The sequence below is a fragment of the Pseudomonas duriflava genome, from assembly GCF_007830155.1.
Lineage (GTDB): Bacteria > Pseudomonadota > Gammaproteobacteria > Pseudomonadales > Pseudomonadaceae > Chryseomonas > Chryseomonas duriflava.
Genome location: NZ_VLKY01000038.1, coordinates 1 through 11,189 on the forward strand (window position 1 = coordinate 1; position 11,189 = coordinate 11,189).

General features: G+C 49.7%; 10 protein-coding genes and 3 pseudogenes. 7 read left to right on the forward strand and 6 right to left on the reverse strand.

Features of this window, described 5'->3' with window-relative positions:
• A partial coding sequence (locus IQ22_RS22460) for a tyrosine-type recombinase/integrase (protein ID WP_145146043.1) occupies positions 1 to 518 on the forward strand: 518 nt, incomplete at its 5' end.
• A gap of 61 nt (positions 519 to 579) precedes the next feature.
• Here IQ22_RS22460 and IQ22_RS23735 read toward each other — a convergent pair.
• Positions 580 to 660 (reverse strand): annotated as a pseudogene (locus IQ22_RS23735) (transcriptional regulator); the annotation flags it as partial.
• 52 nt (positions 661 to 712) lie between these two features.
• Here IQ22_RS23735 and IQ22_RS22470 point away from each other — a divergent pair.
• Positions 713 to 1,680: pseudogene (locus tag IQ22_RS22470) on the forward strand (integrase core domain-containing protein).
• On the opposite strand, the pseudogene IQ22_RS22475 reads toward IQ22_RS22470, so the two are convergent.
• Positions 1,677 to 2,530: pseudogene (locus IQ22_RS22475) on the reverse strand (IS5 family transposase). The pseudogenes IQ22_RS22470 and IQ22_RS22475 sit on opposite strands and share 4 nt — an antisense overlap.
• Before the next feature lie 283 nt (positions 2,531 to 2,813).
• Between IQ22_RS22475 and IQ22_RS22480 the strand changes: the two are divergent.
• Complete coding sequence (locus tag IQ22_RS22480) at positions 2,814 to 3,725, forward strand: alpha/beta hydrolase family protein (RefSeq protein WP_145146044.1); 912 nt, start codon at positions 2,814 to 2,816, stop codon at positions 3,723 to 3,725.
• 1,022 nt (positions 3,726 to 4,747) lie between these two features.
• Here IQ22_RS22480 and IQ22_RS22485 read toward each other — a convergent pair.
• The 3 genes from IQ22_RS22485 to IQ22_RS22495 form a co-directional block, all read right to left on the reverse strand.
• On the reverse strand, positions 4,748 to 5,944 hold the full coding sequence (locus tag IQ22_RS22485; RefSeq protein ID WP_145146045.1) for an amino acid aminotransferase: 1,197 nt from the start codon (positions 5,942 to 5,944) through the stop codon (positions 4,748 to 4,750).
• 26 nt (positions 5,945 to 5,970) lie between these two features.
• Positions 5,971 to 6,582, reverse strand: coding sequence for a YitT family protein (locus IQ22_RS22490; RefSeq protein ID WP_145146046.1), 612 nt, complete (start codon positions 6,580 to 6,582; stop codon positions 5,971 to 5,973).
• A gap of 183 nt (positions 6,583 to 6,765) precedes the next feature.
• Positions 6,766 to 7,224: an Lrp/AsnC family transcriptional regulator gene (locus IQ22_RS22495; RefSeq protein ID WP_145146047.1), complete on the reverse strand. Its 459-nt coding sequence runs from the start codon at positions 7,222 to 7,224 to the stop codon at positions 6,766 to 6,768.
• A 174-nt stretch (positions 7,225 to 7,398) separates the two neighbouring features.
• Between IQ22_RS22495 and IQ22_RS22500 the strand changes: the two genes are divergently transcribed.
• The 4 genes from IQ22_RS22500 (at position 7,399) to IQ22_RS23400 (ending at position 10,178) form a co-directional block, all read left to right on the forward strand.
• Positions 7,399 to 8,778, forward strand: coding sequence for an amino acid permease (locus IQ22_RS22500; RefSeq protein ID WP_145146048.1), 1,380 nt, complete (start codon positions 7,399 to 7,401; stop codon positions 8,776 to 8,778).
• Between the two features lie 221 nt (positions 8,779 to 8,999).
• A complete protein-coding gene (locus IQ22_RS22505; RefSeq protein ID WP_244309401.1) occupies positions 9,000 to 9,296 on the forward strand; it encodes a hypothetical protein in 297 nt (98 codons plus the stop codon).
• Positions 9,297 to 9,433: 137 nt separating this feature from the next.
• Entirely contained in the window at positions 9,434 to 9,973 is a 540-nt protein-coding gene (locus IQ22_RS22510; RefSeq protein ID WP_145146049.1) for an N-acetyltransferase, read from the forward strand.
• 34 nt (positions 9,974 to 10,007) lie between these two features.
• On the forward strand, positions 10,008 to 10,178 hold the full coding sequence (locus IQ22_RS23400) for a hypothetical protein (protein WP_167654202.1): 171 nt from the start codon (positions 10,008 to 10,010) through the stop codon (positions 10,176 to 10,178).
• Positions 10,179 to 10,340: 162 nt separating this feature from the next.
• On the opposite strand, the gene IQ22_RS22515 is transcribed toward IQ22_RS23400, so the two are convergent.
• Positions 10,341 to 10,862 carry a hypothetical protein gene (locus tag IQ22_RS22515; RefSeq protein WP_145146050.1) on the reverse strand — a complete coding sequence of 174 codons (522 nt, stop codon included), beginning with the start codon at positions 10,860 to 10,862 and terminating at the stop codon, positions 10,341 to 10,343.
• Between the last annotated feature and the right edge of the window lie 327 nt (positions 10,863 to 11,189).

Here is an 11,189-nt window from a genome sequence, read left to right on the forward strand (position 1 = left end):
CCACTGAATTGATGATCCTGACCGCAACCCGTAACAGCGAGACCTGTGGCGCACGCTGGTCCGAATTGGATCTGGCACAAAGGCTCTGGACCATACCGGGCGAGCGCATGAAGACGGGCAAGACGCACCGCATCCCGCTTACCGAGGCCATGCTTGAGGTGATCAATCAGCAGGCAGGCAAGCATCCCAAGTGGGTGTTTCCCAATAGCCGCCGCACAGGCTGTATTCCCGGCAATGCTATTGGTCGCGTATTAGGTACCTTAAAGGTTCACATGGCCGTCCCGCATGGCTTTCGGGCAACGTTCAGAACCTGGGCGGCAGAGACCACCAACTATCCCCGCGAAGTTTGCGAGATGGCGCTGGCGCATACGCTGGGCAGCAAGGTGGAAGCGGCCTATAACCGAGGAGATCTGCTGGAGAAGAGGAGAGGGCTTATGCAGGAGTGGAGTGATTTCCTTTATAGACACTGTAAGCAGGCTTCACCGGCGGAGTTAGGCTTAACGGCTGGTATCGCGTAAGGCTGTTTATATATTTAGAGGCTGTAGACAAAATATACCTAGAGTAAGCTGACCACTACACATGGAGCTGCATGGCCAATGTGCCTGCTATATGATCATAACAGGTGCGGGCATATTGTAATCGGGCCGGTGTACTAGGTGTTTGGTCCTAGGGAGAAAGGGTCATGATATAGACCTCTATCGGAGGGGAATGCATGGGTCAAGTCCTACACAAACGCGCCACGACTACGCACGCCATCCGAGCAGAATGCAAGCGTAGCAGGATTTGATCGCGACGCTAAGCAAGCGCTATATCCTCAACCCCCTGAGCAGGCCCCCAAGACCGTGATTGTGATCAAGTGGTGTAAGCGCGACTCGATTGAAGATCAGCCCATGGGGCCTCGAGATCCGCATTCGACCTCTTGACCCTGGCTGAAGAGGCTGCTGCCATCGCGTTTCGGCAGAAGACCTTGTTGCCTGTGGAGATTGCTTGCATGTCCTACAGCGCTTCATATTCAGGCTTTCGCGCTCAAGCCTGAACCGGCTCTACCAGCGACACGGCATCAGCACTCTGCCGCGTTCGGCTGAGCCGGTACGTGATAAGAAGACCTTCAAACGCTATCCGTTGGGCTATCTACATATCAATAACACCGAGGTGCATACCGCAGAAGGCCGGGCTTATCTCTTTGTGGCGATCGACCGCACGTAGAAATTTGTTTATGCCGAGTTGCACACGCAGATGATGCGCAAAGATGCGGTCGACTTCTTGGAGGCTACGCTTAAGACGTTACCCTATAAGGTGCATACGGTGCTGACTGACAACGGCATCCAGTTTGCCAAGAAGACTGGTACAGAAAGCTACCGAACCCATCCTTTCGATGTGATCTGTTATCGGCACGGCATTGAACATCGGCTAACCAAACCCTTCCATCCCTGGACCAATGGTCAGGTTGAGCGCATGAATAGGACGATCAAGCAGGCCACCACCAAGGCCTTTCATTATGCCTCGCTTAAACAGCTGCAGGAGCATATAAAGGATTATCTGTGGGCGTATAACAGCGCTCGTCCATTGCGCGCCTTGAAAGGGCAAACACTGATTGGCTTTATTCTCGGGCAATGGCATAAACAACCACAGCTCTTTTTAACCGACCCAAACCCCTTCTTCCCGGGACCTAACAACTAGGTTCTGTACGAAAAGTACTGCCGTAGGCACCGCAGCGTGCAAGCCAGAGTGACCATTGCGGCAAAACTTCTTGCCAGCTTGTCGTAGCGAGTGCCGATCCTGCGGTTTTCCTTCAACCAGCCGAACATCCGCTCGATGATGTTACGCTGCCGGTATTTGGGGCAGTCGAACAGCCTTGGCAGGCCGGGCTTGGGCTTGCGTTTCATGGTTCGCTGCGGAATCACAGGATGCATTCGGTAACGGTCGCAGTACTGGCGCAGGTGCTCGGCATCGTAGCCCTTGTCTGCCAGCAACCTGCGACAGCGCTTGCGAGGCCGGCCTTGCTTGCCAGGGATGCGAACCTGATCCAGGAGTGCCTGGGCATTCGAGATGTCGCTGGCCTGACCGGGCGAAAGCAGAAAACGCAGAGGCAATCCATTGGCATCGCAGACTATATGGATCTTGGTGGTCAGGCCGCCTCGGCTGCGACCCAGCGCATGGTCTACCGGTTCTTCAGGCGTCCCTTTTTCCCGGCACCGGAAGCGGCTCGGATTACGCGAATGGCAGTGGAGTCGATCATTCAGGTATCCAGATCGATAATGCCCTGCTGGTTGAGCCTGAGATGCAGGCGTTCGAGCACTTGGTTGAATGTTCCATCGTCGCGCCACTTTCGAAAGCGCTGGTACACCGTTGACCAGGGCCCGAATCGCTCCGGCATGTTGCGCCAGGCAGCACCGGAGCACAAAACCCAGAGGATCCCGTTGAGCATCAGTCTGTCGTCATGGCGCAGTCGGCCCATTCTCTGCTCGCGGGAAAACAGATCGGCGATCAGTTCCCAAGCTGCATCCGGTAATTCGTAACGCCTTGCCATGCGGCCCTCAGGTCGGTCAGGGCCGTCATCTTACCTGCTCAGACTTTTCGTACAGAACATAGTTAATTTTGTGCGTTTAGCGACCACTTAGTGATGTCAGGCTTTTACATTCGAAACCATATCAACTATACAAATTATTGAATAGTTGAAAAAATAACAACTATTTTTTTGCTGGTTAAAATAAACTGGTCTTGTTTAAAGTGAAGATTAGGTAGGGCTTGAAATAATTATAATACTTAGGTAAAAATTATGATAAAAAATATACTTTACCTCTCTAAATCTAGTGGCTGGGTTTTTAACTGCCTCTATATTAAGTGGTCAAGCGTTAGCTGAAAACAATAAGAAAGATTTAACAGGAATATTTTATTCTGTTATTCGTGAAGCAGCTCCTGGCTTGAGCGGATATACAGTATACAGACCAGCCAAGCTGTCAGATGTACGTGGTCAAGTCCCAGTTTTGCTTTGGGGAAATGGGGCTTGTAAGTCTAGTAACCATCAATATTGGGATATACTCGGTGCAATTGCTGCTCGTGGTTATGTAATTGTTGCATATGGCGCCTCCGACCAAGTTGTTATTAAAGAATCTAATACCGTTACTCCTTCTCGAATAGAAAAGTCTTTAGACTGGGTAAGGAATCAAGCAAATTCTTATCCGGCTTATGCCAATCTTAATCCATCTAAGATAGGTGTATTTGGTACTTCCTGCGGTGGGCTAGAAGCCCTAGTTGCTGGTAGTGATTCTAGAGTAAAATCCGTGGCAGGATTAAATACTGGCTTTTTTGATTCAGGTAGCGAAGCAAGTAAAAATATGGGCGGCTATTCAGTTGCCGATATCTCTAAGTTACATACCCCTACCTTATTAATTGGGGGTGGCCCTTCAGATGTTGCTTATAAACAAACCCATTCAAACTACGGGGCAGCAAATGTTCCCATTATATTAGCTGAAAACTATGAAGGGGGACACTCAGGACTATGGGCAGGACTTCGATATAGTTTCAACTCAAATAATAGCTCTGTTGCTACTGGCTCGACTGTAGATTATACTATTACGACAGAAGCGCTTGAAGCAGTAATTCGCTGGTTCGATTTTACTCTTAAAAAGGATCAGAGTGCATCATCCTACTTTCTAGGACAGAATTGTGGTCTATGTAAAGTAAATGGATGGAAAGTACAATCCAAGAACTTTAATCGCTAAGCCAAACGCTCACTAGGCGAAAGATAAAATTATTTTATCTTTGATTGTTTTTATGCCTAGTGGGCCTCATATAAAGATTGGTCAACTATATAAATCACGTTCTGTCTGAAAATCGTTTTGCTACTATGTGATGTTGTTTCGAGTCGGAGACCCTAGATGATAGAACGCTACGAGTTGGGCGATTGCTCATGGTAGCGGATTAGCGATTTGGTTTCTCACAGGTAGCGGCAGGGGCGGCATCGTAAAAATGAGCATCTGATGCTTAGCGCTGACAAGGGCTATGATAGTGGAAGGTTACATCGCTATTACAACAGATAATCGCTCAGCGCACCATGCACCGAAAGCCCCGCTTAGATCTGTCTCGATTGTTTAATAGACCGAAATATCGGTGATCGAATGACTAAATGAAAACGTGGACTCTGGCTTCCTTTGACAAGCTGGCCAGCAGTTCAAGGCTATGGTAGCGCTGGCCTGTATCGAACGGTGCATGCGTGCCGACTTTTCAGAAAAATTTTAGGCTTTCAGTACCTGCCTTCTTACGGACACCTCTTCCCCTTGAGGCGTCTGAATAAAGCCTTGCTATAGCAATTGTTCCAGCTTTACCGGCTAGGATAGAGCTTGAAACAGGCGCACTGATACATGTGTTTAACGACCGTTATAAGCTGGACACTGAAACAGGCTTTTATGCCTTGACGCCTAAGATGCATGCATTGCTTGGCAAGGTAATTGATTGTCTCTCAGCACAGATTGCTCTTAGCTCGTAACTAGTCATTCAAAAGCTGCCTGACATAGGAGAATTTAACTTCTCTCGAAGGGCAGAAAACCTGATTTCAGGTCTGATGAATAGCCTGAAACCATACTAGACCTAAAACCCTCTGATTATTGAGGGGGTTAGTTGCAGCTTTAACGTTGTCAGACGAGACGTTAAGCAGTAAGCAAGAGGGACGCTTTTGCGCCCCTACGTTAGTCATCTTGGACATATGGGATTTCCTTACGACCTAACCGGTACGCCTACGCAAGCGCTAATCGGCTATACGCGCAAGCGCCTCGGCTACCACCTGAACATTGCTCTGGTTTAGTCCAGCCAAGCACATGCGGCCACTATCAATCAGGTAAATTCCGGACTCCTTTCGCAAGCGGTGGACTTGAGCGGCTGTAAGGCCTGTATAACTAAACATGCCCTTCTGCCGCAACAGATAATCGTGGCGACCATCGGGGAAGGCATCACGCAACATCAAAGCCAGCTGGCTACGCATGGTACTAATACGCAGCCGCATGTCCTCTACTTCAGCTAACCATTGTGCGCATAGCGCTGCGTCACCCAGTACACCGCTCACCAAGCGTGCACCATGATTTGGCGGACTAGAATAGTTACGGCGTACCGCGGCCTTCAACTGACCGTGAACATTGGCAGCAACTTGAGTGTCCGCACATACCACTGACAATCCACCAACCCGTTCGCCATACAGAGAAAAGATTTTTGAGAACGAGTTACTTATAACTACTACCAAGCCCGAATCAGCCATGGCACGAATAGCATAGGCGTCTTCTTGCATACCATCGCCGAACCCTTGGTAGGCTGTATCCAGGAACGGAATCAGCTGGCGGTCAATCAAAACCTTGATCACTTCATCCCATTGTGCGGGGAGCAGATCGGCACCAGTCGGGTTATGGCAGCAAGGATGCAGTAGCACCACGCTATACGTAGGCAATGTAGCAAGGGTTTCAAGCATGGCAGCAAACGCAACGCCACCGGTGCTGGAATCAAAGTAAGGGTAGGTATTGACTGTAAATCCGGCACCGGCAAACAGTGCATGATGGTTTTCCCAAGTCGGATCACTGACCCATACCTGCGATTGAGGAAACCACTGACGCAAAAAATCCGCGCCTACCTTCAAGGCACCTGAACCACCCACCGCCTGAATCGTCGCTACGCGACGCTCAACCAGAACTTGCGCCTGGTCTCCAAATAATAAACGTTGAACCTGGGCGCAATAATCCGCCAACCCTTCCATTGGAAGATAAAGCGCGGGGCGATCACCCTGCAACAGTAACCGTCGATGGGCTTCGGCTACTGACGGCAAGGTAGGAATACGGCCATCGGCATCGTAGTACAGGCCAATGCTTAAATTAACCTTAGACGTGCGCGTATCCGCCTGGTAGGTCTCCATCAACGACAGGATGGGATCGCCAGCATAGGGGGTGACATGGTCAAGCATGTAAAACTCCAGAGCAGGTGAAAACGTCAGGCGTGATAGCGACCCGAGCGGTGATTAAGGGCAATGATCAGATTGATGACTATTGCACCTAATACGGAAACAGCCAGTAGCGGCAGGGAGACAATTGTTAGTGACAGCAGCAGAATTACTACATCGGAGCCCATTTGCAACCAGCCGGCACGCCAGCCGAAACGTGCCTGCAGAAAGAGCGCAAGAATATTGATGCCGCCCAGGCTCGCTCGGTGTCGAAACAAGATTAGAAAGCCAACGCCAAGAATAATATTACCAATAATTGCTGCATACAGCGGTTGAATATGCTGTAGGGCAACAAACGCCTTTTCCTGATCGGAAAACAATGACACTAGGCCGATAGCTGTAAACGTCTTGAGGGTGAAAGCCCATCCCATGCGTCGCAATGCCAGATAATAGAATGGCAGGTTAAGCACAAAGAAGGTTGCGCCAAAGGCGTAATCGAACGCGTAGTGCAGGTACAGCGCAATGCCGGCCGTGCCGCCCGTCATGACGCCCCCTTCGCGCACGAGTAGCAAGCCAAAAGCAATCAGGAGTGTCCCGACGAGCAAGGCAATACCATCTTCGATTCGAGTATGGGGATGAGGAGTAATAATGGCAGTACTCATGATGCGCTCGACTATTGGGATTAATACAAAGGTTCATAGGGCTCGCATGAGTAGAGCAACATAGCAAAAATGATTTATTCGTGCATCTTAAAACATATAAATGCACACATTGTGCGGATTATATAATTTTTACGCATGAAAATAGTGCGCCGAATAGCTGATACGACTCTTTTCAGTGCGTTCTTATTGTGCAGGTATTCCGGCTTCTTTAAGTCGCTGTAGAACGATAGCGGTTTTTAAATGGCCAATTGTTCCGGTCCCTGACAATCTGCCCATAAGTCCATTGAGCTCTGTCAGGCCAGCTACTGCAATCTTCAAGGTATAGTCCGCGTCGCCTGTGGTTTTATAAGCATCTATAATCGCTGGGTCTTGCAGTACAAAGGCTTCGAAGGCGGAAGAATTGTCTGTGCCATGGCTAACCAAACTGACCTCTATCATCGCTACCATCTCTGTATTCATGGCCTCAGGAGCCAGACGCGCGTGGTAACCCAAAATCAGCCCCGCCTGCTCAAGACCAATTCGACGACGAGAACATTGCGAGGCTGAAAGCCCCACCAGATCGCTCAAATCTTGGTTACTCAGGCGGCCGTTTCCCTGAAGTAGAGTAAGGATTTTCAGATCAAACTCGTCAATCGTAGTCATGTACCTATTCCGTAGCGCCGAAAATAAGGTTGGAAGATTAACAGTTACGTGGGTACTTGCTCAGCTACAGCAAAGCCCTAAGGGGCTATATGGCATTTGTCTTGCAGTCGAGCGCTTTTAGATCTTACTCGACGCGTCAGTCAATGCCCTTATCTCCTTACAGGACACTTCCGCATGAGCCAAGCAGACACCAAGTCTCTACACAGAGGCTTGAAAAATAGACATATACAGCTGATAGCCCTTGGCGGCTCGATTGGCACAGGGTTATTTTTGGGCATTGCCCAGACCATTAATATGGCTGGTCCTTCAGTTATTCTCGGCTACGTAATTGCAGGGGCCATAGCTTTTTTAATCATGCGCCAGCTTGGCGAGATGGTCGTTGAGGAGCCCGTAGCTGGTACCTTCAGCCATTTTGCCAATCGCTATTGGAGCCCATTCGCAGGCTTTATGTCAGGTTGGAACTATTGGGTTCTTTATGTATTGGTCGGCATGGCCGAACTTACCGCGGTAGGTTTGTACGTACAGTATTGGTGGCCAGATATTCCTACGTGGGCTTCAACAGCCGTTTTCTTCGTACTGGTTAATATTGTTAACCTAAGTCATGTGAAGTTGTATGGTGAATTCGAATTTTGGTTTGCCTTGATCAAGATTATTGCCATCATCAGCATGATTCTCTTTGGCAGCTGGCTCCTGGCAACAGGGACTGCGGGCGAACAGGCCAGCATTGCCAACCTCTGGCAGCATGGAGGTTTTTCCCCCCATGGTCTTAGCGGTTTGGCAATGGCGATGGCAGTGATCATGTTTTCTTTCGGAGGATTGGAATTGGTAGGCATTACCGCTGCCGAGGCCGAGAATCCCCAATACAGCATTCCCAAGGCTACAAATCAGGTGATCTGGCGTATCCTGATCTTCTATGTAGGCGCGCTGGTTGTACTATTGTCGCTTTACCCATGGGAAAAGGTGGTTACCGGCGGAAGCCCATTTGTACTGATTTTCCATGCGCTAGACAGCAACATCATTGCCTCCTTACTTAATGCCGTAGTGCTTACGGCTGCACTATCGGTTTATAACAGCTGTGTCTTCAGTAACAGCCGCATGCTGTTTGGCCTGGCACTTCAAGGCAATGCGCCACAAGTGGTACTTACCGTCAACCGCCGCAGCGTCCCTGTAATGGCCCTAGGCATTTCTTCCCTGGTTACCGGCTTGTGCGTACTCATCAATTACCTGATCCCGGGCAAGGCGTTCAGCCTGTTGATGGCGCTGGTAGTATCGGCACTAGTGCTCAATTGGGTAATCATCAGTATTACGCATCTAAAATTCAGGAAAAGCCAGCAACGTGAAGGCAAGAGCAGCTATTACCCAAGCTGGGGGTATCCGCTCACCAATTACCTATGCCTGGCTTTTTTAGCTGGCATTCTGATAGTAATGGTCCTAACTCCAGACATGCGGCTTTCTGTGTATTTAATGCCCGCGTGGCTACTGGTATTAGCGTTAGTGTATCGCTTGCGTCGTAGTGAAGAAGGCAACGCTTCGCTGAAATTGGAAAAAGCCTGATCCAGGCTTTATTAGCTTACTACCCTCTAAAAAGTAGAACTCTCGGCAAACGGTATTTCAAAGCGTTGTAGGAATACTGTAGCCGAGGTGGGCTAGGCACCGACGACGGCTGGTATGTAGCTCCAATCAGGAGCGGGGAGTCCCCCAAGGCCTTTTTCGATGCGGCATACTCACACGCCCCCAACGCCAGCTATGCAGCTGCCAAGGCGTACAACGATACCTTGCGCCCGTATGCTGGCGCTGTACGCAACTATCAAAACCAGCGCAGTGATAAAGGCCACCCAGAACTACCTGTCGGCATCACGCTGGCCACGCGTAGAAAGCTCAACCGGGGCGGCAAGGGCTCGCAGCTGCTCTATAGCTTCAAGGTAACGCCCCTGAGAGGAAAGCCTGTCAATGTCTATATTGGTACCGCCAATACCTGGGAGCTTAATTTTGCCAAGTCGCTGGAGAGAGCTGTAGCGATCAGGGAAAAGAGTCGAGAGGCATTTCTAAAATCAGCGAATGTGGAACAATAATGTCGTGTTCTCCTTTGCAGGAGCCTCTACTTTGACTTTTATGTTTTTGGGTTGGAATGTGACTTGAGGCTAGCTATTTATGTTAAACGTCAAATGATGCACCTTGCATAGGGCAAAGCGTCGGAAAGAACGAAACAATGTCGGGATCTCGAAGTAGCAATCTCAAGTATCAGGTGTACCGCTCAACAGCCTTGACCATGGCCAAGGAGTTCATCTTAGATAATCCTAGTGACCTACTTGCAGAGGGAATCGAGCCCGCTCGTATTCGTTTTGAGCCGATTACCCAAGAGGCGCTTAATCAGAGCTATCTATGGATCTCTGAGGCCCAGTTATATCCTTGGGAGGATGTTCCAAGCTGGAAGAAGCGTGACACCAGGCATTTTGACCTAGCACTTTGGTACGACCATGAGCTTTGTGGTCTTTGCTACGCTACCCCTCGTGCAAGCACCCTAACGATCAAGATTGTGCTACTGGAAGGCAAGCCAGATGGAACTCACCCACTCAAAGGTCAAGTGGCAGGTTTGGCTCTGATCAATGTAACCCGATACGGGCGAATGCTCGGGTTGTCCGAAATTGAAATACAAGACCCTGACCCTGGCGCTATAGACTGGTACAAGGAACTAGGCTTCGAGCTGGACGACGAGCAGCGTCTTGTCATCAGCATCGTCGAGGCATAACATTAAATCTAAAGCCAGTAATCGAGGATGCTCTATGAAGCAATCTAAAGACACAGCGAAGTCTCTGCTTGCCGCTCAGCTCCAGGCTGAAGCGCGTCGTCTCGCTGGCGGTATTACCAGTGTTGAGCGTAAGTTCCTGGCAGTCAGCTTGGCTAAAGGAAAAGAGCTTGAGCCAGATGGACGTTTAGCAGGTGTGCGCCTCTAAAAGCAGTACCTCTAAGCCTGTAGCCCAAAGCTCCATCCGGTTATTTAGGATTGTTCTCTCACGAGAAGGCTTACTAGTAGATTTCGCATAATAATGCTTATGTTAAATTGAGATCACTTCTGCCTTCCTATTTGTTTTATAGCTAAAACATCGCCACCTTTCCTAATGCACTGTCTTCAAACCTGACCGCTGGCTGTACAGCCGTGCCTCAGCTTGGCCCATGCTTTCGCCTGTCCTTTGCATGTGCTCAGACAACTCCTTAGCATCAAATCCAACCTGATCACGCATGGCATGGTTGACGTCTGCCATGACACGTTCTGCATTACGCGACCACTCGCTGACAAGGTTCTGCGTGTGAGTCATTTCTTCATTGACCCATGCCCGTGGATCAGCGCTCTGCATATCTAAGAGGCCTAGCGTGCGGCCTACGGCAGGCAGCAGAGTCATATAGAGCGTGACCCAGCAGATGGGCTCCATAGGTTCGGTCGGATCAATCAGGGCGTTGTGCAAATATGGCGCTGGGCTCGTATCGTCCAGCTCGTTGGCTATCTCGACAATCAGGTCGACGATTTCCTCTTCCTGAATTTCTAGACCATCCAGCTTGAGCGCCATATGCAGAAGGTGGATCAGCTCAAACAGCGTATTTACTCTGGAGTGGTTCTGATCGGGTGATATTGATGTCATGGCTTACCCTTTGTTTGTTTGAGGCAACAGCATAAAAAACCGCCCGAAGGCGGTTCGTCTGCACCAGAGCTCATTGAGCTATCCTCTCAAGCCTCGTTCTGGAGACGGCTTTCAATATACATGCGTCCAAATCGCCAATGATCAATGGGTCTGCAAACACACCTTTGACGGCTATTTACTCGGGCGCGCAACGCCAGCTGCCGGCCATTAAGAGCGCGGTAGCCTTTTAATATGAATTTCCTCCGCCCCAGCTGGTTGGTGCAGGCTTCCAGAAACAGCATTATTGCGACTGGCGTGCTCAAGCCATTCTGAAAAACAGAGCCTTGT